Consider the following 26,284-nt stretch of genomic DNA (forward strand, 5'->3'; position numbering starts at 1 on the left):
TTCCTTCCCAGCGGTGGAGTTCGGTCAGCCCTTGATGCCGCCGGCGAGGGCGTTGCCGCCGCCGAGGCCTCGCGACACGAGCACGTAGAGCGCGATGACGGGCACGGAGTAGACGATCGAGAACGCGGCGAGCTGCCCGTAGGCCACCGCCCCGTTCTGCCCGAAGAAGTTGAAGATGCTCACCGCGGCGGGCACCTTGTCGGGCGAGAGCAGCAGGACGAAGGGGACGAAGAAGTTCCCCCACGCCTGGATGAACACGAAGATGAACACCACGGCGATGCCCGGTCGCATCAGTGGGATGACGATCCGCCACAGCGTCGTGAACATCGACGCCCCGTCGGTCCAGGCCGCTTCCTCGAGCGAGATCGGGACCGCGTCCATGAAGTTCTTCGCCATCCAGATCGCCATCGGCAGGCTGGTCGCGGCGAGGAAGAAGATGCAGCCGTAGATGTTGTCGATGAGGTTGAGCGACACGAACAGCGCGTAGACGGGCACCATCATCGCGGTGATCGGCAGGCCGGTGCCGAACAGGATGCTGTACAGGAACGGCTTGTTGACGCGCATCTTGTACCGGGACAGCGGGTACGCGGCGAGGATCGCGACGACGACCGTGACGACCGCCGTCCCGCCGGAGAGCAGCAGGCTGTTGCCGAGCGGGATGAACGACAGCTCCGGGGTGAGCACCGTCGTGAAGTTGCCCAGCGTGAACTGCGACGGCAGCTTCACCGACAGCGACGCCTGCGCGTCGAACGAGGCGAACACGAGCCACAGGAGCGGCACCGCGAAGCAGACCGCGATGACGAGCAGCACGACGTTCGACACCCACCGCATCGTCCGACCTCGGGGCGAGGTCATGTGCAGGGACCCCGGCGCGGTGATCGAACGGGTCGTGGTCCGGTCGAGGGACGGGGCTGTGATGGCCATCAGTCCACCTCCGGCTTGAGCGCTCTGATGTAGATGATCGAGAAGACCGCCCCGACCACGAGCAGGATGGTCGCGATCGCGGTCCCGAAGCCGAGCTGCGAGAACTTGAACGCCTCCTGGTACGCCAGGATCGGCAGCGTCGAGGAGTTGGTGCCCGGCCCGCCACCGGTCATCACGAAGATGAGGGTGAAGACCGACAGCGTCTGCAGCGTCGTCAGCATGAGGTTCGTGGAGATGCTCCGGCGGATCACCGGCAGCGTGATGTACACGAGTCGCTGCCACCCGGTGGCGCCGTCCACCTCGGCGGACTCGGTGATCTCCTCGGGGACCTCTTGCACGGCGGCGGAGTAGACGAGCATCGAGAACGCGGTGCCGCGCCAGACGTTCGCCAGGATGATCGCGACCATCGGGTACGTGTAGAGCCAGTTCGCACCGGTGATCCCGAAGACCGCCAGGAACGAGTTCAGCGTGCCCTCGTCGTTGAAGAACGCGTACGCCGCGAAGGACGCGACGATCTCGGGCAGGACCCACGCCGCGACGACGAAGGTGCCGACGATCGAGCGGACGACCTTGTTCGCCGACCGCATGAGGAGCGCCAGACCGAGTCCGAGCACGTTCTGTCCCACGACCGCCGAGGCGAGCAGGAACACCACCGTCAGGATGACGGACTTCGGGAAGTCCTTGTCCTGGAACAGGTCGACGTAGTTCTGCAACCCGATGAACTGCTGGTCGGCCGCGCCGGCTCCGGTCAACGCGGAGTTCGTGAACGACCCGTAGAACGACGAGATCACGGGGCCGAGCAGGAAGACGAGGAGGAGGACGACTGCCGGCAGGAGCGGGACGGCTCGGCCGACGTTGCGGAGCGGCTTGCGCTTCCGAGGGACGGGAGGGTCGGTGCGTCTCGGCGCACCGGGCGCCGGGACCACCGGCGCGAGGGGAGTGCTGGTCATGCTGGGTGCCTTCCAGGACAGCTCACGGTGATGAGTGGGGACGGACGGGAGGCGCGGTGCGGGCTCGCACCGCGCCTCCCGTCCGTCACACGGTCGCGTCGGACCGGACGGACGCGTCAGCGCGCGGAGACCGTGTTCTCCTTGCCGACGACGCCGACCACGGCATCGTCGTAGGCGGCGGCGGCTTCCTTCGGCGACTGCTGGCCGGTCATCACCGACTCCATGGCGACCTGGATGGCGTTCGAGATCTGCGAGTAGTCACTCGTCGCGGGGCGGAAGTTGGTGTTCTCCACCAGACCCGAGAAGAACTTGAACGTCGGGTTCGCGCCGGTGTACTCGGGGTCGGCGGCGACGTCCTTGCGCACCGCGATCTGGCTGTTCTCGGAGTCGTACTGCAACGAGCCGTCCTTGTCGAGGAAGCTGGTGATGAAGTCGAACGCCGCCTGGGGGTTCTTCGACTTCGCCCCGACCGCGAGCGTCCAGCCTCCCGACATGCTGTTGTAGCCCGGGGCCTGCCCGTTCTGCGTCGGCATCGGTGCCTGACCCATCACGTCGTTCCACTCGGCCCACGGGGCGGTGCCGGTCTTCAGCCACGTGCCGGACTGCCACGAGCCGTCGAGGTCGATCGCGAGCTTTCCCTTCGGCAGCCACGTCTGCGTGATGGTCGTGCCGACGTTGGTGTCGAGTGCCTGCTGCGGTGTCGGGCCGAGGCCGCCCTGGTAGACGTCCTTCACGAACTGCAGCGAGTCCTGGAACTGCTTCGAGCCCGTGACCCACTTCTTGTCCTGGTAGAGCGTGTTGCCGGGGCCGTCCGCGCCGTACAGGAGCATCTCGAAGCCCTGCATGGTGGACGCTTCGCCCTGCGCCTTGCCCGAGTACATGTTGAAGGGGATCAGGTCGGGCTTCTCGTCCTTGATCGTCTTGGCGGCAGCGAGCACGTCGTCCCAGGTCTTGGGCTGCCACGGAACGGGCAGGCCGACCTCCTTGAAGATGTCCTTGTTGTACCAGAGGGCACGGGTGTCGGTGCCCATCGGGACGCCGTAGGTCTTGCCGTCCTCGCCCTCCCCGGCTTGCTTGGCGTTGTCGAAGAACTGGTCCCACTCGTCCCACTTCGCCGTGTACTCGTCGAGCGGCAGCAGGTACCCGGCCTCCGCGTCCGCCTTGACGAGGAACGTGTCCTCGTACATGACGTCGGGTGCGGTGGCGGGCGCCTTGTTCATCAGCGCGAGCTTGGTGGCGTAGTCGCCCTCCTGCGCCTGGATCGGGACGAGCGTGACCTTCTTGCCCGGGTTCGCCTTCTCGTACTCCTTCTTGACGACCTTCATCTGGGCGTCGAGCTGCTGGAAGGCGCCGAACTTCTGGTACGCGATCTTGATGGTGTCACTCGAGGCGGACCCCGAGCTCGAGCAGCCTGCGAGACCCACTGCGGCGACTGCCACGGCTGCGAGTCCGGCGATGATGCGGGTGCGTTTCATCGGTGCTCCTTTGCACGGGTGAAGGTCGCGGACTCCGTTGCCCGCGTTGCGCAGTTAGTCCACCGTATGGACTTAAACGTTGTCAAGACATGGGCGCAAAGTGCGCCCGGTTCGTGACCTGCAGCCCGCGCGACGGTCCGGGCGCAGCCCCACAGGCGGCAGCCGCGCGGGCGGCAGCCGATCAGTGGGCGATGAGCATCGTGCTCGCTCGCGGCGACAGGGCAGCGTCGAGCACCAGGCAGGCCGCCCCGACCGCGGCCACGTCGGTCCCCCGTCGGCTCTCGACGACGGTGACCGGGTGTTTCGGCACCAGGATCGGCGAGCCGGCGATCGCCGCGGTGGCAGCCGGGAGGGCCGCGCTGCTGATCCGCGACCAGAACGGTCCGCCGAACACCACCCGGTCGAGGTCGAGCAGGTTCACGATGACGACGACGGCCCGCCCCATCACGGTGCCGATCTCGGCCGCGAGGGCCTGCGCCGCCGGGTCCTCCGCCGCGATCGCTGCGGCGAGTGCGTCCCACGCCCGGTCGACCGCCGCCAGGTCGACCGCGATGTCGGCACCGTCGGCAGCAGCCGTCCCGGCGACGGGGACTCCGTCGCCCAGGGCGATCCCCCGCTCGACCGCGATCCGCACCAGGCGGTCGGGCATCACCGTCGCCCCGACCTCACCGCGCGTGCCGTCTCCGTCGCCGGTCCCGGCGAGGGGCCCCTGGTCGACCATGATGTGCCCGGCGTCGCCCGCGTTCGCCCCGGATCCGCGGACGGGCTCGTGGTCGATGACGAGCCCGACCCCGAACCCGGTGCCGAAGTACACGAAGGCGAAGTCGCGGGCCGCCGCACCCCGCTCGAGGAACATCTCGCCGACGGCCGCCGCCGTGACGTCCTTCTCGAGGAGCACCGGGTAGCCGGTGGCGTGACCCAGGGCGTCCCGGAGCGCGACGTCCCGCCACCGGGGCAGGAACGGCGGGTCGAGCACGACGCCGGCCGCCGCGTCGATCGGCCCCGGCGAGGCGATGCCGACGCCGAGCACGCTGTCGGGCGCGACCCCGGAGCGGCGGACCAGCCCGTCGACCGCGGCCGCCATCGTCCGGACGACCTGGTCCGGGTCCTCGGCGTTCGGGGTCGAGGTCGTGGCCTCGGCGACGACCGCACCCGCCAGGTCGAGCAGCACGTAGGTGACGACCGCGGGATCGACGTGCACCCCCACGGCGAACCGGCTGCGGGCCTCCAGTCGGAGGATCGTGCGCGGCTTGCCCCGACCCGCCACGACCGTGCCGGACTCGACGATCATGCCGGCGTCGATGAGGAACCGGGTGACGTTCGAGACTGTCTGCGGGCTGAGGCCGGTCCGCGCGGCGAGCTCGACGCGGCTCAGGCCGTCCCGGGACCGGCGGACGGCGTCGAGCACGACCGTGCGGTTGAACCCGCCCAACGACGGCAGGTTCGCCCCGCGCCGATGCTCCGCCATCTGGCGACCATACCGCCGGTGACATGCGCGGTGCGACGCGCACGGGGTGACCGTCACCGGACCGATCGCTGGCTTCTCACCCGCCTGCACCGTTACCCTGACCGACATGACGGACCTCCGCCTCGAAGAACTCTCCGCAGCGACCGCCGCCGCGGCCAACTCGCTGACGCTGAAGCCGGGGCAGGAGCAGTTCGTCCAGCCCACCTCGTACGCGCAGGCCGAGTCGGACGTCAAGCCGAGCGCCTCCTGGCCCCGCGTGGTCCTCGACGGGGACGAGGTCGTGGGCCTCATCATCGGCAGCTTCGACGCCGAGAACGCGCAGGAGGAACTCCGCAGCTGCATCTGGCGTGTCAACGTCGCGGCCAACGCGCAGGGGCGCGGGGTCGGTCGTTTCGCCGTCCACGGGCTGGCGGAGGAGGCCCGCAAGCGCGGCTTCGAGCGCCTCACCGTCGTCTACGAGCCGGGCACCGGCAGCCCCGAGGCGTTCTTCGAGGCCATCGGCTTCACCGTCGTGGGTGAGACGCAGTACGGCGACCACTTCGCGGCCCTGACGCTGTAGTGCCGGCGCGGCCCCGCGCCTCCCGGTCGGCAGCCGGCGTTCCGGAGCCAGCCGATCCGGCGCCAGCACATCCGGCGCCTGCCGATCCGGCGCCAGCAGGTCCGGCGCCAGCAGGTCCGGAGCCAGCCGTTCCGGGTGCCGCCGACTTCGGTGCCCAGGTCGCCGCGGTCGTCCGGTCCATCCCGCCCGGGCACGTGATGACCTACGGGGACGTCGCCGCGGTGCTCGGCTCGCGGGCCTCCCGCGCGGTCGGCAAGGTGATGGCGCACGAGGGCTCGGATCTGCCGTGGTGGCGGGTCGTCCGTTCCGGCGGGCTGCCGCCGGTCGACCACGAGGCGCGTGCGCTGGAGCACCACCGAGCCGAGGGCACGCCCCTGCGGTGGTCGCGGGACGACGCCTCCTGGAGGATCGACATGCCCCGCGCGCGCTGGTCACCGACCGACGACGGCTGGTCGGCCGACGACGGCTGGTCGGACTAGAGGCGTCCGCCGGCCGTCACGCCGGGCCGGAGGTCGAACCGGGTGCCCTTCGCGTTCGGCGGCAGCAGGAACATCACGAACAGCGCGAGCGACCCGATGCCCGGCAGCACGTGCAGGAACTGCCAGAACCCGGACAGGTTCGCGTCGTGCAGCCGCCGAGCGCCGAGTGCCAGCCCGCCGATGAGGGTGATCAGCGCCCAGAGCACGAACAGGTAGGACCCGACGGGGTTCTCGAGCAGCGGCGCGTCGGGGGTGAAGACCTGCGGCACGAGCTGCAGCACCAGACCGATCGCGAACGAGGTCAGCCACCACCACCAGAACTCGGAGCGCGAGGCCCGGCCGGTGAACACGGTGTACTTCCGCCAGAACCGTCGGACGGCCTCGGCGAAGGGCGCGCCGTAGAGGGGATCGCGGAGGGCGACACCGCCCGGCTGCACGTCGTTGTCGCTCATCCCCCCACCCAACCACGCCGTCCCGCCGGACTCCGGACGGGACGCGCCCCCGGACGCACATCGCGCCCCGTCGGAGCGGGGCGTGATGTGCGTGGCGGGGCGCGATGTGCGTGGCGGGGCGCGAAGCGCAGCGGTCGTCAGACCAGCGAGTCCCGCCAGGCCGCGTGCAGCTGGGCGAACCGTCCGGTGCCCGCGATGAGGTCGGCGGGCGTGCCGTCCTCGACGATGCGGCCGTACTCCATCACGAGCACCCGGTGGGCGATCGCGACGGTGGACAGTCGGTGCGCGATGATCACCGCGGTGCGGTCGGCGAGCAGGGTCTCGAGGCCCTCCTGCACCAGGCGCTCCGAGGGGATGTCGAGCGACGCCGTGGCCTCGTCGAGGATGAGCACCTTCGGGTCGGCGAGGAACGCCCGGGCGAACGACAGCAGCTGGCGCTGCCCGGCCGACACCCGGCCACCGCGCTTGTTGACGTCGGTGTCGTACCCGTCCGGCAGCGCCATGATGAACTCGTGCGCGCCGACGGCCTTCGCCGCCGACTCGATCTCCGCTCGGGAGGCTCCCGGTCGACCGAGCTCGATGTTGTCCGCGACGGAACCCGAGAACAGGTACGCCTCCTGCGTCACCATCACGATGGCGCGGCGCATGTCCTTCGGATCGAGGTCCCGCAGGTCCACGCCGTCCAGGGTCACGGTGCCCGAGGTCGGGTCGTAGAACCGGGCCATCAGCTTCGCGAGCGTCGACTTGCCGGCACCGGTGGACCCGACGAGCGCGATCGTCTGACCCGAGGGGATGTGCAGGTCGAACTCCGGCAGCACGACCCGGTCGGCCGTGTACGCGAACTGCACGTGGTCGAAGTCGATGCGGCCCCGGGCGTCGGGCAGCTTCGTCGGCTTCGCGGGGTCCGGCACGCTCGGCCGCTCCTCGAGGACACCGGAGATCTTCTCCATCGCCGCGGATGCCGATTGGTAGCTGTTGTAGAACATCGCCAGTTCCTGCGCCGGGTCGAAGAACCGCTTGGCGTAGAGCGCGACGGCGAGCAGCGCGCCGATCTCCAGTGATCCACCGACGACCCGGAAGCCGCCCACGATGACGACGGCAGCCAGGGTGGCGTTGCCGATGAGGACCAGGCCCGGGTCGAAGATCCCGAACAGGTTGAACACCCGGGCGTTCGCCTGCCGGTTCGCCTCGACCTGGACGCCGTACTCGGTCTCGTTGCGGGACTCCTTGCGGAACGCCTGTACCGCGCGGATGCCGGTCATCGTCTCGACGAAGTGCACGATGACGCGGGCGCTGGTCGTCCGGGTGGAGCGGAACAGCTGCTGCGAGCGCTGCTGGAACCACCGCGTCAGGAACCACAGCGGCACCAGGGCGATCGCGAGCACCAGGCCCGAGGTCGGGTCGAGGAACACCAGCGCCACCGCGGTGAACACCATGTACAGGACACCCTGGATGAGCTGGTTCAACCCGGAGTCGAGCAGCTCCCGGATGGAGTCCAGGTCGCTCGTCTGCCGGGAGATGATCCGCCCCGACGTGTACGTCTCGTGGAACTCCAGCGACAGCCGCTGCGTGTGCAGGAACACCCGCTTCCGGAGGTCGAACAGGATCGCCTGACTGATCCGGGCCGCCAGCACCGTGTACCAGGCGGTGAGGACCGCCCCGACGACCGCGATGGTGATGTACAGCCCGACGACGAGGAACGCCGGCATCCAGTCGTCACGGTCGAGCACGGCGGGCAGGGCGTTGTCGATGCCCCACGCGATGAGCGTCGGGCCGGCGACCTGTCCACCGGTGGAGAGCACCACGACGACCGCGATGCCCCAGAGCCGGGCCTTGAGCGGTGCCGCGAGGGAGCTGAGCAGCGTCAGTGACCGGCGGCGCAGCCGACGGCTCTCGGCCTTCGTGAAGTCCTCACGCTCCTCGCCACGTGTCCCGTGGACGGTGATGGACGCGGTGACCGGAGCTGCCGCCTCGGCCGCCTGCGTGCCGGTGCCGACCTGCGCCACCGGCACCGAGCCTCCCGTCGGTTCCTGGTCGACGGTCAGGGGCTGGTCGTGGTCGGTCTCGTTGCTCATGCCATCGCCTCCTCTCGGTCCTCGGCGTCGTCGTCGTCGAGCGACGAGATGACGAAGCGGTAGTGCTCGTTGGTGGCCATCAGCTCCGAGTGGGTGCCGACGGCGGTGACGCGGCCGTTCTCCATGAGTGCCACGCGGTCGGCGAGGGTCACGGTGGACGGGCGGTGCGCGACGATCAGTGAGGTCGTCTCGGCGAGGACTCGGCGGAGGCCCGCTTCGACGCGTGCCTCGGTGTCGACGTCGAGCGCGGACAGCGGGTCGTCGAGGACGAGCACGCTCGGCCGCGCCGCGATGGCCCGGGCGAGCGCCAGGCGCTGTCGCTGACCGCCGGAGAGGGACAGCCCCTCTTCGCCGACGCGGGTGTCGACGCCCTCGGGCAGGTCGTCCACGAAGGACGCCTGCGCGATGTCGAGCGCCTCGCGCATGACCCGCTCGGCCTCGTCACCGGACAGGTCGGGCCGACCGAGCAGGACGTTGTCCCGCACGCTCGACGAGAACAGGGTGGCGTCCTCGAACGCGACGCCGACGTGGCGACGGAGTTCGGCGCGGGACAGGTCGCGGACGTCGACCCCGTCGATCGTCACCGATCCCCCGGTCACGTCGTACAGCCGCGGGACGAGCGCCAGCAGGGTCGTCTTGCCCGAGCCGGTGAGGCCGACGAGCGCCATGGTCTCGCCGGGACGCAGCTGCAGTTCGACGCCGTTCACCAGGTCGGGGAACTGCGCTGGGGAGTCCTGGTAGCGGAAGTGCGTCGCGTTGAAGGCGAGTGCACCGTGGGGTTCTGCGATCGTCTTCGGCGCTGCCGGGTCCGTGATCGTGTTCTCGGAGTCCATGACCTCGAAGAACCGGTCCACGGCGGTGCGGGTGTCGAACGTCATCGACAGGAAGAAGCCGATCGACTCGATCGGGAACCGCAGCACGGTCGCCGTCGCGAAGAACGCGAACAGCTGGCCGACGCTCAGCTCCCCCTGGCTGGCGAGCCAGATGCCGGCGAGCAGACACAGCGCGAACGCCACGTCCGGCACGAGCAGCAGCCAGAACCAGATCGCCGCGATCGCCTTGGCCTTCTCGATCTCGGTGCCGCGCAGCTGTTCGGCCTGCTCGGCGAACTCGTCGAGCTTGTACCGACCACGGCCGAACGCCTTGAGCACGCGGATGCCGTGCACCGACTGCTCGACGCTGGTCGCGAGGTCCCCGACCTGGTCCTGACTGCGTCGGGCGACGACCGAGTACTTGCGCTCGAACAGCACGCTGTTCACCCAGACCGGGATCGAGGCCACCAGGAAGATCAGGCCGAGCTGCCACCCGAAGGTGAACAGGACACCGAACCCGATGACGATCGTCACGACGTTGACGACGAGAAGCACGATGCCGAAGGCGAGCCATCGGCGGATCAGCGACAGGTCGGACACCGATCGGGACAGCAGCTGCCCGGACTCCCACCGGTCGTGGAAGGCGACCGGCAGGTCCTGCAGCTTCGCGTACAGCGCGTTGCGCATGCTCGCCTCGATCCGGGTGGACGGCCGCATGACCATCTTCCGTCGGGAGGCGATGAAGAACGCCTCGAGGACGCCGAGCGCGAGCACGCCGAGTCCGGCGGGCCAGATGCGGCTGCCGTCACCGGACGCGAGCGGTCCGTCGACGAGCGCCTGCAGCACGTAGGGGATGACGAGCGCGACGACGGAGGCGCCGAGCGCCGCCAGCATCCCGCCGAACAACCGCCATCGGTACGGCTTGACGTAGGGCCAGATGCGCCCGATGGCGCGGGCGGTGGAGGGGCGCGCCGGTGTCGGCGCCGGTTCCCGGTGGGGTACCTGGGACATGCGTGTGCGTCCTCGTGCTTCGTACGGGCGCAGGTGCGGTCAGGTTGCGTCTGACCGGACGGGAGGCCCGGGGTGCGTTGCGTGGTCTGGTCGGCCGGGTGCCCGCTCGGGCACCACGACAGCGCGCGGAGTCCCGCGGGTTCCGTCGGCGCCGCTGGGACGACGTCGCCCGTGGGGCGGGTGGGGCCGGTCGTGCGCCTAGGCGGACGGCGGTGTCGGGACGCCGGGAGCGGCCGTGTCGATGGACGTCGATCGCGTCCGGGCAGCCGTTGCGGTGGTGCCGGTCGTCGTGTCCATCGTCACTCCAGTCTCGTCGTCGTCACCGTCGTGCCCGCGGTGCTGCCGACCTGAGAAGTCGTCAGCCATGAGGTCGCGGAGCCTTGCAGACTATCGGCAGCGGCTCTCAGGACGCAACCAGGATCTCGTGCTGGTTGCGCCCTGGTCGACGCGGAGTCGAACTGGACTCAGTGGAAGAAGTGCCGCTCGCCCGTGAAGTACATCGTCACGCCGGCAGCAGTCGCAGCCGCGATGACCTCGTCGTCGCGGACGCTCCCGCCGGGCTGGGCGACGGCGCGGACACCCGCCTCGAGCAGCACCTGCAGGCCGTCGGCGAACGGGAAGAACGCGTCGGACGCCGCGACCGAACCGGCAGCACGGTCCCCGGCCCGGTTCACCGCGAGGTGGCACGAGTCGACCCGGTTGACCTGCCCCATCCCGACACCGACGCTCGCGCCCTGGTTCGCCAGGAGGATCGCGTTCGACTTCACCGCGCGGCTGGCCTTCCACGCGAACGCCAGGTCCGCCAGGGTCTGCTCGTCGGCCTGCTCGCCGGAGACGAGCGTCCACGTGGACTGGTCGAACGCCGTGAAGCGGTCGGCGTCCTGCACGAGGAACCCGCCGGAGATCTGCTTGACCTCTCGCTCGGCGAGCGCGAAGTCACCCGGCAGCGTGAGCAGACGGATGTTCTTCTTGCGGGACAGGACCTCGAGCGCCTCCGGGTCGAAGGCGGGAGCGACGACGACCTCGGTGAAGATGTCGGCGATCGTCTCGGCCATGCCGCGGGTCACCGTCCGGTTCGCCGCGATGACGCCGCCGAACGCCGACAGCGGGTCGCAGGCGTGGGCAGCCGCGTGCGCCGAGGCGATCGGGTCACCCGCGTCAGGGGCCGCCACCGCGATGCCGCAGGGGTTGGCGTGCTTGATGATCGCGACGGCCGGCTCGGTGAAGTCGTACGCGGCACGGACGGCGGCGTCGGCATCGACGTAGTTGTTGTACGACATCTCCTTGCCGTGCAACTGCGCCGCCTGGGCGATCCCGGTGCCGTTCGTGCTCGTGTAGAGCGCCGCGGACTGGTGGGCGTTCTCGCCGTAGCGGAGCGTCGCGGTGCGGTCCGCGGACAGCGTGAGGTGCTCCGGGAACGTGCTGGGGGCCTCCTGGCCGTCGTGCTCTGCTGCCGCGGACGTTGCCGACGGGGCGACGACCTCGGACGCGAAGTAGCTGGCGACCGCGGTGTCGTACGCCGCGGTGTGGCCGAACGCCTGCGCGGCCAGACGCTTGCGGAGTTCCAGGGTCGTGCCGCCGGCACGGACGGCTTCGACGACCTCGTCGTACGACGACGGCGACACCACGATCGCGACATTCGGGTGGTTCTTCGCGGACGCGCGGACCATCGCCGGGCCGCCGATGTCGACGTTCTCGACCACCGTGGCCGCGTCGGCACCCGAGGCGACCGTCTCGACGAACGGGTACAGGTTCACCACGACGAGCTCGAACGGGGCGATCCCCAGGTCAGCGAGCTGCTGCTCGTGCGACTCCAGCCGCAGGTCGGCGAGCAGCCCCGCGTGCACGGCGGGGTGCAGGGTCTTGACGCGGCCGTCGAGCGACTCCGGGAAGCCCGTGACGCTCGCTACGTCCGTGACGACGTACCCGGCGTCACGGATGGTCTGCGCGGTGGAGCCCGTCGAGACGAGTTCGACGCCGGCGTCGGCGAGCGCGCCGGCGAGCTCGAGCAGCCCCGACTTGTCGCTCACCGAGATGAGGGCTCGACGCACGGGCACGACGTCCCGGTCGCGGTACAGGCTGGGGTCGGCGGCGTGCACGCTCATGCGGGGGTGGTGCCCTTCAGGTCGATGTGTCCGTTGGCGATGTCGAGGACGGTCTGGATGAGCAGCCGACGCTCGACGGGCTTGATGCGGTCGTGCAGGGTCGACTCGGTGTCGCCGGGCAGGACCGGGATGCGCTCCTGCGCCAGGACCGGACCGCTGTCGACACCGTCGTCCACCGCGATGACGCTCGCGCCGGTCTCGGTGACGCCGGCGGCCAGCGCGTCCCGGACGCCGTGCGCTCCCGGGAACTCCGGCAGGTACGCGGGGTGGGTGTTGATGACCGACGGGCCGAACTCGGCGACGACCGCGGGCGGGAGCAGGCGCATGAGCCCGGACAGCACGAGCAGGTCGGGCGACCACGGGCGGATCTGCTCGGCGAGCGCTGCACCCCACTCGGCGCGGGTGGCGTACCGGGTGTACGGGACCGTGAAGGTCGGGATCGAGTAGTGCTCGCCGAGCTGCAGGCCCTCGGCGTCACGGTCCGCCCCGATCGCGACGACGCGGGCGGGGTACTCGGCATCGCGGGTCGCCTCGAGCAGGGCTCGGAGGTTCGACCCGGTACCGGAGATCAGGACGACCAGTTCGAGCACGGGGACAAGCCTAGCGGGGGCGGGTGCTGCCGGGCGCGCGGGCAGGCTGATCGTACGGCGTCCATCATCATCGCCGGTCGTCCGCAGTGACATCTGGTACTGGAGTGTGTAGCGTCAGGTCCTCGCCCAACTCGTCCTCGACGCAACGATCCGGAGTCATCGTGATCCTTTCCCTCCCTCCTCTCGCCATCGCCGGTCTCGCGGCCGTCGTCTCCTTCGCGGGCGCACTCGTGCCGACGCATCCTGCCGACGCCGCATCCGTCATCGACACTCCTGCCGCCGCTGCTGCAGCAGCAGCCGCACAGGAGGCGGACCCGGTCCTCAGTGCGCTGCAGGCTTTGGAAGGGAAGCAGTCCGCCGCGGAGATCGATCGGATCGTCGACACCGGACACGTGGTCGCCACGTACACCGAAGGCACCTCGTCGACGATCGTCGCGGCCGTGGACCTCGGGCCGGCGTCTCGCGGACTCTCCTTCGTCGCACCCGGCTGCAGTGCCGACAGCCTGTGCATGGTGAACACGAGCAACTCGCCGAGCGCCTACACCGGCGTGGGATCGCTCACCGGAACGTGGAAGCGCATCAAGAGCGCCGCCGCCCGAGGCCGCAATGCCCGCTTCACGTGGAGCGGCGGCGCGCTCACCGTCGGCGCCGGGCAGATCAACTACTTCGGCTCACCCGTCACGATGACGAAGGTCAGCAGGTGACCGGCTGACCTTCGCTCAGGCGTCGTCGTCGCCCTTCGGCTTCCGCCACCAGGGCAGCTCGTCCTCGGGGATCTGGTCCGTCGTGTCCCAGGTCGTCGCCCGCGGCGCGGGTCGCGCCGGCGGTTCCGGGTCGACGTCGTCACGGCCGGCGACGAACTCCTCGGTGCTCCACGGGAAGGCCGGCTGTTCGTCCGTCCGCGGGACGGGAGGCGCCTCCCGCCGTCCCGCGGGACCGGCGGGCGCCTCCGCGGACGACCGCTCCCCTGGACGACCGGCACCGCCCGCACGGTGGCGCAGGTCGTCCGCACGGTCGCGGAGGCCACTCGCACGGTCGCGGAGGTCACCGGCGCGGTCGCGGGCACCGGACGCGGCAGCCCGGAGGCGTGCCCGCATGCTGCCGACGGCCGGCGCTGCTGCCGCCCGGTCGTCGACGCGCTCTGCCGCGACGGCGTCGGTCCGTGCCCAGTCGGGCAGGTCGACGTCGGTGGCGACGGCAGCGGTCGAGACGGGTGTGGGTGTGGGCGCGGGTGTGGCTGCGGGCGCTGCCTCCGCCACGCGGTCGTCCTCGTCCTCGTCGACGGCGTTCGGCGATCGGTCCGTTCCCGCGTGCGCGGTCGTCACCGCGTCGTGCTGCTCGTCGACCGAGAACCGATGGACTTCGGTGGTCCGCCCGGCTCCGGCGGACTCGAGCGCGGCGATGAGCGAGCCGTGCTCCGGAGTCGCGTCGGCGGTGGCGAGGTCGTCCTCGGTCTCGTGCCAGCGCTCGCCGATCCACGAGCGCTCGGGCAGCCGGACCAGGTCGCTGCCGATCGCGAGCGCGATGAGGGCGGGGATGCCCACCTCGAGCGCGGCGAACCCGCCCACGGCCAGCGCATGCGGTCCGACGTCGGCCAGGCGCCCGGGTCCGACGGAGCCGGACGACATCCAGGCGAGGCCACCGATGACGACGCCGGCGACGAGTCCGGTCACGACACCACCGATCGCCCGGTACAGCGCCGAGTCGGCGGCACCGAGCATCCGCACCAGGCGCGGCCGCATCAGCCCGCCGACCGCGAAGCCCGCGACGACGGGGACCAGGATCCAGACGAGTCCGAACGTGTGCCCGGAGGTCGGCAGCGCACCGAGGACGGGGATCGCCGGCACCGGCCCCAGTGCCGTGCCGATCGGGGACACTGCGGAACCGGTGCCGATCGCGAAGCCCGGGCCGACGAGCCAGGCCGTGGCCCAGGCGACGAAGTCGGGGATGAACGCGAGTTGGCCGACGGTCAGGGCGAAGCCGCCGACCAGTCCGGCGTGCGAGCGTTCGTAGAGGGTGATGACCTCGGCGAACGAGACCAGCAGCACGAGTCCGACGAGCACTGCGGCGACGGCGACGACGCATGCGGTCGCGACCGTGCCGGCGCGCAGGCCGAAGCCGACGACGACCCGCCACAGTGTGGGGATCCGGTCGACCAGGTCGACGATGCGCGCGGTGACCGGGTCGGCGGCCAGGCCTCGGCGTCGGCGGCAGACCTCGGCGGAGACGACCGCGGGGATCCCGAACCAGAGCGCCGGTGCGACGACCGCCTGCCAGGTGGTCGGGTGCGTGGCCGCGCTGGTCGAGCTCAGTGCGACGAGGAGCCCGAGGACGGCGACAGCGGCCGTCCCGACGAGGATGCCGGTCACGCGGTGCTCGGTCTCGGCGAACCGACGTCCGGCGCGCGCGCCCAGCCAGGCGGTGACGACGGCGAACCCGAGGGCGGCGAGACTCACCCCGATCGGCGCGGAGGCTCCGGACAACCCGGTCGCCTTCGCCGCGGCGGCCCCGAGCGTGAACGTCACGTCGACGCCGTGTCCGATCAGCCAGACGTTGCCGGCAGCGGTCCAGAACACGTCCCAGTCGACCTGGAGCCCGTACTCGAACGCCCACAGCAGGGTGAGCGGGACGAGCGCGATGCCCACGCCGACGCCGACCGTCACGATCGCTTCGATCACGGCGAGCAGAGCGGTTCCCAGGCGGTTCATCGCAGCGAGGATACGGCGGCCACCTCCGCGCTCGCGGGTGCCGCGCGGCTCCCCCCGGCAAAACACCGGTGGACGGACCAGCCCGACCACGGACGGACGGGAGGCGCGGTGCCAGCCGGCACCGCGCCTCCCGTCCGCAGGGGGCCTGCGACTACTTCGCCGCGACGACCTCGCGCAGCAGCGCGGCGGTCTCGGACGGCGTCTTGCCGACCTTGACGCCGGCAGCCTCGAGCGCCTGCTTCTTCGCCTCGGCCGTACCGGCGGAACCGGACACGATCGCGCCGGCGTGGCCCATCGTCTTGCCTTCCGGGGCGGTGAAGCCCGCGACGTACCCGACGACCGGCTTCGTGACGTGCGCCTTGATGTAGTCGGCGGCCCGCTCTTCGGCGTCGCCACCGATCTCACCGATCATCACGATGGCCTCGGTCTCGGGGTCGGCCTCGAACGCGGCGAGCGCGTCGATGTGCGTCGTCCCGATGACCGGGTCGCCGCCGATGCCGATGGCGGTCGAGAAGCCCAGGTCACGCAGCTCGTACATCATCTGGTAGGTCAGCGTGCCGGACTTCGACACGAGGCCGATCGGGCCCTTGCCGGTGATCGTCGCCGGGGTGATGCCGACGAGCGACTCCCCCGGGGTGATGATGCCGGGGCAGTTCGGCCCGATGATCCGGGTCTTCGCGCCGAGGGCCTTGGCGTGCGCCCAGAAGACGGCGGAGTCCTGCACCGGGATGCCCTCGGTGATGACGACGACGAGCGGGATCTCGGCGTCGATGGCCTCCATCACGGCGTCCTTCGCGAACGCCGGCGGGACGAAGACGATCGAGACGTCCGCACCGGTGGTGTCGATCGCCTCGCGCACGGAGCCGAAGACGGGCAGTTCGACATCGCCGTGGGTGACGGTCGTGCCGGCCTTGCGGGCGTTGACACCGCCGACGACGTGCGTCCCGGCCTTGAGCATGAGGGCCGTGTGCTTCGTGCCCTCACCGCCCGTGATGCCCTGGACGATGACCTTGGAGTCCTTGTTGAGGAAGATCGACATGGTCAGTCCCTTCAGGCCGCAGCGGCGGCGAGTTCGGCGGCCTTCTCGGCCGCGTCGTCCATGGTCGCGGCGACGGTGACGAGCGGGTGCGCTGCCTCCGCCAGGATCCGTCGGCCTTCTTCCACGTTGTTGCCGTCCAGGCGGACGACGAGCGGCTTCGTGGCCGCGTCGCCGAGGATGCCGAGGGCGGCGACGATGCCGTTCGCGACGGCGTCGCAGGCGGTGATGCCGCCGAAGACGTTCACGAAGACGCTCTTCACCTGGGGGTCACCGAGGATGACGTCGAGGCCGTTGGCCATGACCTCTGCTGAGGCACCACCACCGATGTCGAGGAAGTTCGCGGGCTTCACGCCGCCGTGACGCTCACCGGCGTAGGCGACGACGTCGAGCGTCGACATGACGAGCCCCGCACCGTTGCCGATGACGCCGACCTGGCCGTCGAGCTTGACGTAGTTGAGGCCGTGGGCCTTCGCCTTGGCCTCGAGCGGGTCCTCGCTGGCGGTGTCCTCGAGTGCCCCGTGTCCCTCGTGGCGGAAGTCGGCGTTCTCGTCGAGCGTGACCTTGCCGTCGAGCGCCAGGATCTGACCGTCACCGGTGCGGACGAGGGGGTTGACCTCGACCAGGGTGGCGTCCTCACCCGCGAACACGTCGTAGAGCTTCACGAAGACGCTCGCGACCTGGTCGACCAGCTCGTCCGGGAACCCGGCCTGGCGTGCGATGTCGACCCCGGCCTCCTGGTTGATCCCGGTCAGCGGGTTCACCTCGACCCGTGCGAGGGCTTCGGGCTTCTCCACCGCGAGCTGCTCGATCTCCATGCCGCCCTCGACGCTGACGAGCGACAGGTAGGAGCGGTTCGCGCGGTCGAGCAGCACCGAGAAGTAGAACTCCTCGGCGATGTCAGCGCCCTGCGCGACCATCACGCGCTGCACGGTGTGGCCCTTGATGTCGAGGCCGAGGATCGCCTGTGCGTGCTCGAACGCCTCGTCGGGGGTCTTCGCGACCTTGACGCCGCCGGCCTTGCCGCGACCGCCGACCTTCACCTGCGCCTTGACGACGACGACTCCGCCGATCCGCTCGGCCGCCGCCTTCGCCTGCTCGGGGGTGTCGGCGATGATGCCCTGCAGCACAGGGACGCCGTAGGACTCGAAGAGGTCCCTGGCCTGGTACTCGAAAAGATCCACGCTGTTCTTCTTCCCGCACGGTTCGTGCGATCGGCATCGGTCATCCGGTCGCGTCCTCCTCATCGAGGGTCGCTCGATGTCGAGACGACGGCCGCGACCGAGCCTAGCGCTGGCAGGTGGACGTGCGGTGCCCGGTGGAGAACGCGCTGCCGGCACCGCCGCCAGCCCCGTGTCGTCCGGGGTACGCCGTCTCCGGGCGACCGACCAGGCCGTATCGTGCACCGTCGATCGGGTGCAGAACGATCTCCGTACCCGTGCCGCCGACGTCTTCGGCTGGGAACTCCGCGACGCCCAGGCGACCGTGGTCGACGCGGTCCTCGCCGGGCGCGACGCCCTGGCGCTGATGCCGACCGGTTCGGGCAAGTCCGCGATCTACCAGGTCGCCGCCCTGGCCCTCGACGGCCCGGTCGTCGTGGTCTCGCCGCTCGTGGCCCTGCAGGAGGACCAGGTCGTCGGCATCGAGGACCACCCGGACGCGCCCCGCGCCGTCACGATCAACGCCACCCGGGCGCACCGGGAGCTCGAGGACGCGTGGGAGGCAGTCGCCTCCGGGGCTGCCCGCTACGTCTTCCTCGCCCCGGAACAACTCGCCAAGGACGACGTCGTCGACCGACTCCGTGAGGCCGGCGTCGCCCTCGTCACGGTCGACGAGGCGCACTGCGTCTCGAGCTGGGGGCACGACTTCCGCCCGGACTACCTGGTCCTCGGCGAGGTCATCGAGCGCCTCGGCCGCCCTCCGGTGCTCGCGATGACGGCGACCGGCTCGACGCCGGTCCGGAAGGAGATCGTCGAACGGCTCGGGATGCGCGACCCACTCGTGCTCGCCACCGGGTTCGACCGGCCGAACCTGCGCTTCGAGGTGCAGCGACACACGGACGAGGACGAGAAGCGCGAAGCCGTCGTCGCCCAGGTCGTGGGGCTCGAGGGTGCGGGCATCGTCTACGTCGCGACCCGCGCCGAGACCGTGCTCTACGCCGACGAACTCGTCGAGAGCGGCCGACGGGCGAAGGCATACCACGCGGGGCTCCGGGTGCGGGACCGCGAGCACGTGCACCACGAGTTCCTCGACGGCGATCTGGACGTCGTCGTCGCCACGAGCGCGTTCGGCATGGGCATCGACAAGCCGGACGTCCGCTTCGTCGTGCACGCCGACGTCCCCGAGTCGGTCGATGCCTACTACCAGGAGGTCGGCCGGGCCGGACGGGACGGCGACGTCGGTCTCGCGACCCTGCACTACCGGTCGGAGGACCTCGGGCTACGCCGGTTCTTCGCCTCGGGCTCGCCCCGTACGGCATCGCTCCGCGCCGTGTTCGACGCGGTGCCCGCCGACGGCACCGTCGCCCGCTCCGAGGTCGCCGAGCGGGCCCAGCTCGCCGCACGCACCGCGGGACGGGTCGTGAACACCCTGGTCGACGCCGGTGCGCTGGTCGACGACCGGGACGGCCTGCGTCGGGCACCGCACGGACCGGCGGACGCCGCCGCGGCCGCCGAGCTCGCCCGGGCGCACGCGAAGGAGCGGGAGCGGGTCGAGGAGTCCCGGATCGAGATGATGCGTCGCTTCGCCGAGACGAACGGCTGCCGTCGACAGTTCCTGCTCGGCTACTTCGGTGACGAACTCCCCGAGCCGTGCGGCAACTGCGACACCTGCTCCGCCGGCACCGCCACCGATGCCGACACACACGGCGCGGACGGGTCGCACGATGCCGAGTGGCCGCCGGACGCGCCGGTCGAGCACTCCGAATGGGGCCGCGGGACCGTGATGAGCACCGAGGACGACCGGCTGACGGTGTTCTTCGAGTCCGCCGGCTACCGCACGCTCGCCCTGGCCGACGTCACCGAGCGGCACCTGCTCGAACGGGTCTGAACCAGCTGCAGCGAGCAGTCCCCGGGGGGAAGGCGCGGTCGCTCGACCACCCGTCGGCGACCGCGCTCCACTCCCCCGAGCACGTGCAGTAGACACCGGGAGTGTGACCCGTCGGTGTCCACCGGGTGAACGGCGCGCGAACCGGCCACGATCGGTCACGCGCGGTTCCGACGGTGCGCCGAGCGACCCGGTGCGTCCCCCGACCACCGCGCACACTCCCACCGGCACCCGGGTACCAAGGACCGGTGGGCAGGACGGCACACCGCAGACCGCGCACGGCAGACGGCGCACCACAGACGCGCACCGCACATCCAGCCCACACGCATCACCACGACGACCGACAGGAGCGACCATGTCCGACCCCGGCATCACCCCAGGCGACGAGTTCAGCGACGGCGTCAGCGACTCCGACGACGAGGGCCGCGCCGACGACGTCGACCGCGAGTACGTCGGCGGCTTCGAGACCGACGACGCCGAGGAGGCGCTCGAGACCGTCACGAACGACGCCGTCGCCGGCGAGACCGTCGAGCCCCAGCTCGGTGACGGCACCGACGACGGCCCGACCGGCGGCGCACCGAACGAGGGCTCTCCGGACATGTGGGAGCACGGCGACGAGCGCCCCGACCTCGGCGGCGACCTGGGCACGAAGCCGCTCTGAGCTGCCCCGACGCCGAGCTGACCCGACGACGCTGACCGTGACCGGACGCCGGGCGGGAGGCCCGGTGCACGACGTGCGCCGGGCCTCCCGCCCGTCCCCTGCTCGCGACCAGAGCCGCGCGCTCCGCCGGTTCCTCGCCGACAGCACGCCCGTCGTGGCGGGCGGCCGCGCGATCCTGCTGCAGATCGCCGATCCCGTGGTGGCGGCCGGGGTCCGACGCCACTCGGACTTCGCCAGGCGACCGCAGCAGCGCCTGGCCCACACCCTGATGTACGTCTACGCGGTCGTCGTCGGCACCCCCGATGACGCTGCCGTCGCGTCCTCGTTCGTGAACCACGCGCACCGCCCGGTGACCGGCGCCGACGACCCGGACCGGCAGCTCTGGGTCGCGGCCACGCTCGTCGACTCGGCGATCCGGACCCACCGTCTGCTCGGCACCCCCGTCGACGGCGAACGGGCCGAGGACGTGCTCCGTGCCTACGCGCCGATCGCGACGGCCCTGCGGGTCCCGGCCGAGCGGTGGCCGGACTCGATGCCCGCGTTCGAGCAGTACTGGGCCGGGTCGCTCGCGCAGCTCCGGGTGACGGACGACGCCCGCGGTGTCGTGCGCGACCTGCTGCACCCACGACAAGCGCCGGCATGGGTGCGCGCGGCGATGCCGGTCGTGCGGATCGTCACGGTGGGGATGCTGCCCGCGGCGGTGCGGTCGCAGTACGGCTTCGCCTGGGGGCCGCGCGAGGCTCGACGCTTCCGCCGGACCGTGACGGGCCTCCGGTTGTTCCGCGCGGTGCTGCCCGGCGCGCTGCTGCGACTGCCGGGGCCGCTGCTCATCCGCGCGATGCACCGGACCGCCCGCCGGTACTCCGCGCACTGAAGGAGGGCTCAGCGACGGCTTCGACCTGTTCAAGGTGCTCACCGAGGTGCTCCCGCAGCTCGAGGACCGCATCACGGCCCGCGACGGCAAGCTCGTCATCCGCCCGGACTCCGGCGACCCGGTCGACATCGTCACCGGCACCGTGCACGGCGTCGACGAGGCCGAGCTGTTCGCCGCCGACCGCAGCGACGAGCAGAAGGGCGTCGTCGAACTCCTCGACCAGCACATCCGCGTCATCTACGGCGACAGCATCACCCCCGACCGCGCCCGCCGGATCTACGAGCGCCTCGCCGCGAAGGGCTACGCCAGCGACAACGTGGTGCTCGGCATCGGGTCGTACACGTACCAGTTCATGACTCGCGGCAACCTCGGCAGCGCCGTGAAGGCCACCTGGGCCCTGGTCGACGGCGAACCGGTCGACATCCAGAAGGACCCGAAGACCGGCAGCGGCAAGAAGAGCGCCAAGGGCCGGATCGCCCTGCACCGCGACGCGACCGGCGAGATCCGGCAGACCGACCAGGCCACGCCGGAGGACGAGGCGACCAGTCTGCTCCAGCCGGTGTGGGTCGACGGGCGGTTCACGGTCCTCCAGTCCTTCGCCGACGTCCGTGAGACGCTCCGTCGTGAGCGGGCCGACCGTGCCGCCCGACGCGCGGCCGCGGGTACGGCGGCGGCGTGAGCGGGGCCGCTCCGGCGGCGGTCCGCGACCAGCCGCTCATCGCCGTGGACGTCGTCCTCGTCGCGTTCGACGGCACGGGCGACGGAGTCGATCCGGGCGGCCTCCGGGTCGCCACCGCCAGGAGGCGGTACGAACCGTTCGTCGGACGGGAGGCGCTGCCCGGCGTCCTCCTGGACGGTCCGGAACTCCTCGCCGACAGTGCGCGACGCGCGCTGCGGACCAAGACCGGGACGGACGCGGCGGCGGTCCGGCACCTCGCCCAGATCGGGGCGTTCGACGGACCCGAGCGGGACCCGCGGAGCGCTGCGATCAGCATCGAGTTCCTCGCGGTCACCGCCGGCGCGGCTGCTGTCTCCGACGCCGTGGTCTGGCACGACGCGGTGGGGCTGCCGCTCGGGCTGCCGTTCGACCACGACCGGATCATCACGGCAGCGCTCGACCACGCGCGGACCCGGCTCTGGTCGGATGGACCGCTGACCCGGGCGCTGCTCGGCGAACGGTTCACCACACCGGACGCCGCACGGCTCGTCGTCGCCCTGACCGGGGTGGCACCGGACCCGGGCAACCTCAACCGGGCGCTCCGTACGAACCCGGCACTGACCCGGCTCGACGCCGCGGCGGAACCGGTCGTCCGTTCCGGTGCCGGGCGGGGCGGGCGTCCCCCGGCAGCCTGGACGTGGACGGACTGAGCGCGGTTGAGTGGGCGCATGTCTGCTTCGCTGTCCGGGGAAGAGTCCCTGCACCTGCCCGAGTTCGACGCGCCTCCCGCATCGCCGCTCGACCTCGCGCGCCTCTGGCTCGACCAAGCCGGTGAACACGAGGTGTCCGAGCCGCTGTCGATGACGCTCGCGACCGCCGGCGCCGACGGCCGGGTCAGTGCCCGGACCGTCGACGTCAAGCGCATCGAGGACCGCGGGCTGGTGTTCGGCACCTCCGCCGAGAGCCCGAAGGGCCGCCAGCTCGCCGAGAACCCGCACGCCGCCCTGCAGGTGTACTGGCGTGAGACGATGCAGCAGCTCCGGTTCGAGGGCCGGGTGGTGCAGCTCTCCGACGAGGAGTCCGACGCCCTGTTCGCCGACCGCTCGCTGAAGTCCCGCGCCGCCACCGCGATCGCGGACCAGTCCGCGGTGCTCGAACCGCGGACGCTGCAGGACCTGATCGACGACGCCAACGAGCTGCTCGCCGAGTCCGACGACGACGTGCCCCGGCCGCCGCTGTGGGACGCGTGGCGCCTGGAGCCCGACACGGTCGAGTTCTGGCACGGCAGCCGCGACCGCATGCACCGCCGTCTGCAGTACGTGCACGCCGACGGGAGCTGGACCGCGACGCGGCTGCAGCCGTAGCGCAGCGGTCGGTTCGCGAGCAGGGCTCGGAACGGCACTGCGGTAGCGTCGGACCATGACGGCCGCAGCACGCATCACCGTCCGGACCGCCGTGGAAGCGGACGCACCGGGCATCGCCGACGTGCACGTCCAGGCCTGGCGCGAGGCGTACGCCCACCTGCTGCCCGCCGCGTTCCTGTCCTCGCTCGACCCAGTCGCCCGCACCACCCGATGGCGGCGGACGATCGCCGGCGCGGGCGCGGCCGGTACCAGTGTCGCCGTCGCCGAGCATGACGGCGTCGTCGTCGGCTGGGCGACCGCCGGGCCGGGGCGTGACGAACACTCCGTCCGGGACGTCGAGCTCACCGGCATCTCCGTCCTCGCCTCCGCGTACGGGTCCGGGGCCGGCCAGATGCTCCTCGACGCGGTGCTCTCCGACGCGCCGGCGTTCCTCTGGGTCGCGGACGACAACCCTCGTGCGCAGGCGTTCTACGCCCGCAACGGGTTCCGCCGAGACGGCGCGACGAAGACCGAGCACCTCGGCGACAACGCACTCGTCGCGGCGCGCATGGTCCGCTGACGTCGGGCTAGAGCTTCTCGATCGGTGCGATCTTGATGAGGAGCTTCTTCCGCCCCGCGGTGTCGAAGGCGATCTCGGCGATCCGCTTCGCACCCTGACCGGTCACCGCCGAGACGGTCCCCTGCCCGAAGTCGACGTGCGAGATCCGGTCACCGGCAGCGAGTTCCATGTCCCCGTTGTCCCGGACCTGCCCGGACACCCGGTTCGCCCACTCGGTCTTCGGACGGGTCTTCGCGGCAGCAGCAGCACGGTCGTAGGAACCGCTGCCCCAGCCGCCCCCGCCGCGGTAGCCGCCACCGGCGCCGCCGCCCGAACCGCCGAACCCGCCGTCACGCTTGGCGTTGATCGCGCGGGGCTGCGTGCCACCACGACTGTTCGCCATGCCCGGTGACTGCTTCCACTCGATGAGCCCCTCGGGGATCTCCTGCAGGAAGCGCGAGGGCATCGCCACGTTGACGTCGCCGAACTGTGCCCGGGTCATGGCGAGCGACAGGAACAGGACCTTCTTCGCGCGGGTGATGCCGACGTAGAACAGACGGCGCTCCTCCGACGGGCCACCGGGCTCGTTCGCGGACATCCGGTGCGGCAGCAGGTCTTCTTCGACGCCGGTCAAGAACACCGCGTCGTACTCCAGGCCCTTCGCGGTGTGCAGCGTCATCAGGGACACCGTGCCGGAGGAGTCGTCGAGCTCGTCGGCCGCGGCCACCAGCGAGACCTCGGTCAGGAAGTCGGAGAGCGTGCCCTCGGGGTTGTTCTTCTGGAACTCCCGCGTCACGGCCACGAGCTCGTCGATGTTGTCCGCACGGGCGGCGTCCTGCGCATCCGGCGACTTCCGGAGCTGTTCGAGCAGCCCGGACCCGTCGAGCAGCTGCGTGAGCGTGTCCACGACGGGCTGGTCCGCGGCCTTCGCGGAGACGTCGTCGAGCAGCCTCGCGAACGAGGTGATGGCGGTCCGGACCTTGGGTCCGAAGCCGAGCTCGTCGGCGTGCCGCAGGGCCTCGCGCATCGAGACCTCGTGCTCGTCGGCGTACCGCTGCAGGGTCGTCTCGGTGACGGCGCCGATGCCGCGCTTCGGCACGTTGAGGATGCGGCGGAGCGACAGCGGATCGGCCGGGTTCGCGACCGTGATCAGGTAGGACATCGCGTCCTTGATCTCGGCCCGCTCGTAGAACTTCGTGCCGCCGAGCACCCGGTACGGGATCGCCGCCCGGATGAAGATCTCCTCCAGCGCACGGGTCTGCGAGTTCGTCCGGTAGAACACCGCCATGTCGCGGTAGTCCATGCCGTCCTCGTGCAGGCGCTGGATCTCGTCCGCGACGAACTGGGCTTCGTCGTGGCCGGTGTACCCGGTGAAGCCGACGATCTTCTCGCCGGCGCCGACGTCGGTGAACAGGCTCTTCGCCTGCCGGTCGAAGTTGTTGGAGATGACGGCGTTCGCGGCGTCGAGGATGTTCTGCGTCGATCGGTAGTTCTGCTCGAGCAGGATCACCTTCGAGTTCGGGAAGTCGCGCTCGAACTCGACGATGTTGCGGATGTCCGCCCCGCGGAACGCGTAGATGGACTGGTCGGAGTCACCGACGACCGTCAGCGAGGCGCCGGCGATCGATCCGTCGGTCTCCCGCATCCGGGCGACGTGCTGCCCCTGGTCCTCGAGGCGGTCGACCTGCTCGACCGGCACCGGCCGGGTGAGTTCCCGGATCAGCGAGTACTGCGCGTGGTTGGTGTCCTGGTACTCGTCGACCAGGATGAAACGGAACCGACGCTGGTACAGCGCAGCCACCTCCGGGAACGCCCGGAACAGGAACACCGTCTGGCCGATGAGGTCGTCGAAGTCGAACGCGTTCGCCCGCCGCAGCTCGTTCGTGTACCGACGGAACACCTCGGTGAACATGACCTCCTGCGGGTCGCTCGCGTTGATGTTGCGGGCGTAGGTGTCGATGTCCTGCAGCTCGTTCTTGAGCTTGGAGATCTTCGACGCCGCTGCCCCGACGGTCAGCCCGAGGGAGTCCGCTTCGAGGTCCTTGATGATCCGCTTGAGCAGGGCCCGGGAGTCCGCGGAGTCGTAGATGGTGAACGACTGCGGGAACCCGAACCGCTCGGCTTCACGCCGGAGGATCCGCACGCACGCGGAGTGGAAGGTCGAGATCCACATGCCCTCGGCTGCCTGCCCGACCAGGGCCTGCACCCGCTCACGCATCTCGGCTGCGGCCTTGTTCGTGAAGGTGATCGCGAGGATCTGGGACGGCCAGGCTTCCCGGTTCGCCAGGAGCAGCGCGATGCGGCGGGTGAGCACACTCGTCTTGCCCGAACCCGCGCCGGCCACGATGAGCAGGGATTCGCCGCGGAACTCGACGGCTTCCTTCTGCTGGGGGTTCAGACCCGCGGTGAACGGGTCGTCGTACGCACGGTCACCGGCACCCGGACCGTCGGTGCGGCCGGGCGTCGAGTCGAAGGGGTCGAGCACGATCGTCATGTCCGA

Annotated in this window: 24 protein-coding genes; 10 read left to right on the forward strand and 14 right to left on the reverse strand. The window is 70.9% G+C overall.

Annotated features, from left to right (window positions below; all coding sequences use genetic code 11):
- Nucleotides 1-24 precede the first annotated feature (24 nt).
- The 4 genes from DEJ25_RS00465 to DEJ25_RS00480 all read right to left on the reverse strand — a co-directional run bounded on the left by DEJ25_RS00465 (nucleotide 25) and on the right by DEJ25_RS00480 (nucleotide 4,817).
- On the reverse strand, nucleotides 25-924 hold the full coding sequence (locus tag DEJ25_RS00465) for a carbohydrate ABC transporter permease (protein ID WP_375334523.1): 900 nt from the start codon (nucleotides 922-924) through the stop codon (nucleotides 25-27).
- Entirely contained in the window at nucleotides 924-1,874 is a 951-nt protein-coding gene (locus DEJ25_RS00470; protein WP_111043443.1) for a carbohydrate ABC transporter permease, read from the reverse strand. Before DEJ25_RS00470 ends, DEJ25_RS00465 begins: the two co-directional genes overlap by 1 nt.
- 116 nt (nucleotides 1,875-1,990) lie before the next feature.
- The gene (locus DEJ25_RS00475; protein WP_110903487.1) at nucleotides 1,991-3,349 is read right to left on the reverse strand and encodes an extracellular solute-binding protein; all 1,359 of its coding nucleotides are present in this window, start codon (nucleotides 3,347-3,349) and stop codon (nucleotides 1,991-1,993) included.
- 181 nt (nucleotides 3,350-3,530) lie between these two features.
- Nucleotides 3,531-4,817: an ROK family transcriptional regulator gene (locus tag DEJ25_RS00480; protein WP_111043444.1), complete on the reverse strand. Its 1,287-nt coding sequence runs from the start codon at nucleotides 4,815-4,817 to the stop codon at nucleotides 3,531-3,533.
- 106 nt (nucleotides 4,818-4,923) lie between these two features.
- On the opposite strand from DEJ25_RS00480, the gene DEJ25_RS00485 reads away from it, so the two are divergent.
- Both DEJ25_RS00485 and DEJ25_RS16830 read left to right on the forward strand, forming a co-directional pair.
- On the forward strand, nucleotides 4,924-5,376 hold the full coding sequence (locus DEJ25_RS00485) for a GNAT family N-acetyltransferase (protein WP_110903587.1): 453 nt from the start codon (nucleotides 4,924-4,926) through the stop codon (nucleotides 5,374-5,376).
- On the forward strand, nucleotides 5,376-5,855 hold the full coding sequence (locus DEJ25_RS16830; protein ID WP_111043445.1) for an MGMT family protein: 480 nt from the start codon (nucleotides 5,376-5,378) through the stop codon (nucleotides 5,853-5,855). The genes DEJ25_RS00485 and DEJ25_RS16830 overlap by 1 nt, the downstream gene beginning before the upstream one ends.
- Here DEJ25_RS16830 and DEJ25_RS00495 read toward each other — a convergent pair.
- From DEJ25_RS00495 to purN, 6 genes are all read right to left on the reverse strand, one after another.
- Nucleotides 5,852-6,307: a DUF805 domain-containing protein gene (locus tag DEJ25_RS00495; RefSeq protein ID WP_110903490.1), complete on the reverse strand. Its 456-nt coding sequence runs from the start codon at nucleotides 6,305-6,307 to the stop codon at nucleotides 5,852-5,854. The two genes, DEJ25_RS16830 and DEJ25_RS00495, sit on opposite strands and share 4 nt — an antisense overlap.
- A 137-nt stretch (nucleotides 6,308-6,444) precedes the next feature.
- On the reverse strand, nucleotides 6,445-8,253 hold the full coding sequence (locus DEJ25_RS00500) for an ABC transporter ATP-binding protein (RefSeq protein ID WP_111043699.1): 1,809 nt from the start codon (nucleotides 8,251-8,253) through the stop codon (nucleotides 6,445-6,447).
- A gap of 125 nt (nucleotides 8,254-8,378) precedes the next feature.
- Entirely contained in the window at nucleotides 8,379-10,205 is a 1,827-nt protein-coding gene (locus DEJ25_RS00505) for an ABC transporter ATP-binding protein (protein ID WP_111043446.1), read from the reverse strand.
- Nucleotides 10,206-10,403: 198 nt separating this feature from the next.
- On the reverse strand, nucleotides 10,404-10,571 hold the full coding sequence (locus DEJ25_RS16525; protein WP_181421552.1) for a hypothetical protein: 168 nt from the start codon (nucleotides 10,569-10,571) through the stop codon (nucleotides 10,404-10,406).
- 98 nt (nucleotides 10,572-10,669) lie between these two features.
- Nucleotides 10,670-12,310, reverse strand: coding sequence for a bifunctional phosphoribosylaminoimidazolecarboxamide formyltransferase/IMP cyclohydrolase (purH, locus tag DEJ25_RS00510; RefSeq protein WP_111043447.1), 1,641 nt, complete (start codon nucleotides 12,308-12,310; stop codon nucleotides 10,670-10,672).
- The gene (gene purN / locus DEJ25_RS00515) at nucleotides 12,307-12,900 is read right to left on the reverse strand and encodes a phosphoribosylglycinamide formyltransferase (RefSeq protein ID WP_110903493.1); all 594 of its coding nucleotides are present in this window, start codon (nucleotides 12,898-12,900) and stop codon (nucleotides 12,307-12,309) included. The genes purH and purN overlap by 4 nt, the downstream gene beginning before the upstream one ends.
- A 161-nt stretch (nucleotides 12,901-13,061) precedes the next feature.
- On the opposite strand from purN, the gene DEJ25_RS00520 reads away from it, so the two are divergent.
- Complete coding sequence (locus DEJ25_RS00520) at nucleotides 13,062-13,604, forward strand: hypothetical protein (protein WP_110903494.1); 543 nt, start codon at nucleotides 13,062-13,064, stop codon at nucleotides 13,602-13,604.
- Nucleotides 13,605-13,619: 15 nt separating this feature from the next.
- On the opposite strand, the gene DEJ25_RS00525 is transcribed toward DEJ25_RS00520, so the two are convergent.
- From DEJ25_RS00525 to sucC, 3 genes are all read right to left on the reverse strand, one after another.
- Nucleotides 13,620-15,608: a DUF6350 family protein gene (locus tag DEJ25_RS00525; protein ID WP_110903495.1), complete on the reverse strand. Its 1,989-nt coding sequence runs from the start codon at nucleotides 15,606-15,608 to the stop codon at nucleotides 13,620-13,622.
- A 151-nt stretch (nucleotides 15,609-15,759) separates the two neighbouring features.
- Nucleotides 15,760-16,647, reverse strand: a complete 888-nt coding sequence (gene sucD / locus DEJ25_RS00530) for a succinate--CoA ligase subunit alpha (protein ID WP_111043448.1) — start codon at nucleotides 16,645-16,647, stop codon at nucleotides 15,760-15,762.
- Between the two features lie 11 nt (nucleotides 16,648-16,658).
- Complete coding sequence (gene sucC, locus DEJ25_RS00535) at nucleotides 16,659-17,828, reverse strand: ADP-forming succinate--CoA ligase subunit beta (protein WP_111043449.1); 1,170 nt, start codon at nucleotides 17,826-17,828, stop codon at nucleotides 16,659-16,661.
- A 232-nt stretch (nucleotides 17,829-18,060) separates the two neighbouring features.
- Here sucC and DEJ25_RS00540 point away from each other — a divergent pair, with 232 nt between their 5' ends.
- The 7 genes from DEJ25_RS00540 to DEJ25_RS00565 all read left to right on the forward strand — a co-directional run bounded on the left by DEJ25_RS00540 (nucleotide 18,061) and on the right by DEJ25_RS00565 (nucleotide 23,805).
- Nucleotides 18,061-19,692, forward strand: a complete 1,632-nt coding sequence (locus tag DEJ25_RS00540; protein WP_111043450.1) for a RecQ family ATP-dependent DNA helicase — start codon at nucleotides 18,061-18,063, stop codon at nucleotides 19,690-19,692.
- 352 nt (nucleotides 19,693-20,044) lie between these two features.
- A complete protein-coding gene (locus DEJ25_RS16335) occupies nucleotides 20,045-20,350 on the forward strand; it encodes a hypothetical protein (protein ID WP_111195472.1) in 306 nt (101 codons plus the stop codon).
- A 37-nt stretch (nucleotides 20,351-20,387) separates the two neighbouring features.
- Nucleotides 20,388-21,224 carry an oxygenase MpaB family protein gene (locus tag DEJ25_RS00545; protein ID WP_181427309.1) on the forward strand — a complete coding sequence of 279 codons (837 nt, stop codon included), beginning with the start codon at nucleotides 20,388-20,390 and terminating at the stop codon, nucleotides 21,222-21,224.
- A gap of 34 nt (nucleotides 21,225-21,258) precedes the next feature.
- A complete protein-coding gene (locus DEJ25_RS00550; protein ID WP_375334524.1) occupies nucleotides 21,259-21,903 on the forward strand; it encodes a hypothetical protein in 645 nt (214 codons plus the stop codon).
- Nucleotides 21,900-22,592 carry an NUDIX hydrolase gene (locus DEJ25_RS00555; protein ID WP_111043452.1) on the forward strand — a complete coding sequence of 231 codons (693 nt, stop codon included), beginning with the start codon at nucleotides 21,900-21,902 and terminating at the stop codon, nucleotides 22,590-22,592. The genes DEJ25_RS00550 and DEJ25_RS00555 overlap by 4 nt, the downstream gene beginning before the upstream one ends.
- Nucleotides 22,593-22,610: 18 nt before the next feature.
- A complete protein-coding gene (locus DEJ25_RS00560; RefSeq protein WP_111043453.1) occupies nucleotides 22,611-23,246 on the forward strand; it encodes a pyridoxal 5'-phosphate synthase in 636 nt (211 codons plus the stop codon).
- Nucleotides 23,247-23,301: 55 nt separating this feature from the next.
- Entirely contained in the window at nucleotides 23,302-23,805 is a 504-nt protein-coding gene (locus DEJ25_RS00565) for a GNAT family N-acetyltransferase (RefSeq protein ID WP_110903502.1), read from the forward strand.
- 7 nt (nucleotides 23,806-23,812) lie between these two features.
- Here the strand turns inward: DEJ25_RS00565 and DEJ25_RS00570 are convergent, their stop codons facing one another.
- Nucleotides 23,813-26,278 carry an ATP-dependent helicase gene (locus tag DEJ25_RS00570; protein ID WP_111043454.1) on the reverse strand — a complete coding sequence of 822 codons (2,466 nt, stop codon included), beginning with the start codon at nucleotides 26,276-26,278 and terminating at the stop codon, nucleotides 23,813-23,815.
- Nucleotides 26,279-26,284 lie beyond the last annotated feature (6 nt).

The organism is Curtobacterium sp. MCPF17_011, assembly GCF_003234145.1.
Classification (GTDB): domain Bacteria; phylum Actinomycetota; class Actinomycetes; order Actinomycetales; family Microbacteriaceae; genus Curtobacterium.

Coding starts and splice junctions, on each gene's coding strand:
- DEJ25_RS00570 (WP_111043454.1), bottom strand. CDS start 26,278: ATGACGATCGTGCTCGACCCCTTCGACTCGACGCCCGGCCGCACCGAC.
- purH (WP_111043447.1), bottom strand. CDS start 12,310: ATGAGCGTGCACGCCGCCGACCCCAGCCTGTACCGCGACCGGGACGTC.
- DEJ25_RS00480 (WP_111043444.1), bottom strand. CDS start 4,817: ATGGCGGAGCATCGGCGCGGGGCGAACCTGCCGTCGTTGGGCGGGTTC.
- DEJ25_RS00505 (WP_111043446.1), bottom strand. CDS start 10,205: ATGTCCCAGGTACCCCACCGGGAACCGGCGCCGACACCGGCGCGCCCC.
- DEJ25_RS16335 (WP_111195472.1), top strand. CDS start 20,045: ATGTCCGACCCCGGCATCACCCCAGGCGACGAGTTCAGCGACGGCGTC.
- DEJ25_RS00565 (WP_110903502.1), top strand. CDS start 23,302: ATGACGGCCGCAGCACGCATCACCGTCCGGACCGCCGTGGAAGCGGAC.
- DEJ25_RS00525 (WP_110903495.1), bottom strand. CDS start 15,608: ATGAACCGCCTGGGAACCGCTCTGCTCGCCGTGATCGAAGCGATCGTG.
- DEJ25_RS00465 (WP_375334523.1), bottom strand. CDS start 924: ATGGCCATCACAGCCCCGTCCCTCGACCGGACCACGACCCGTTCGATC.
- DEJ25_RS00475 (WP_110903487.1), bottom strand. CDS start 3,349: ATGAAACGCACCCGCATCATCGCCGGACTCGCAGCCGTGGCAGTCGCC.
- DEJ25_RS00470 (WP_111043443.1), bottom strand. CDS start 1,874: ATGACCAGCACTCCCCTCGCGCCGGTGGTCCCGGCGCCCGGTGCGCCG.
- DEJ25_RS00485 (WP_110903587.1), top strand. CDS start 4,924: ATGACGGACCTCCGCCTCGAAGAACTCTCCGCAGCGACCGCCGCCGCG.
- sucD (WP_111043448.1), bottom strand. CDS start 16,647: ATGTCGATCTTCCTCAACAAGGACTCCAAGGTCATCGTCCAGGGCATC.
- DEJ25_RS16525 (WP_181421552.1), bottom strand. CDS start 10,571: ATGGCTGACGACTTCTCAGGTCGGCAGCACCGCGGGCACGACGGTGAC.
- DEJ25_RS00495 (WP_110903490.1), bottom strand. CDS start 6,307: ATGAGCGACAACGACGTGCAGCCGGGCGGTGTCGCCCTCCGCGATCCC.
- DEJ25_RS00560 (WP_111043453.1), top strand. CDS start 22,611: ATGTCTGCTTCGCTGTCCGGGGAAGAGTCCCTGCACCTGCCCGAGTTC.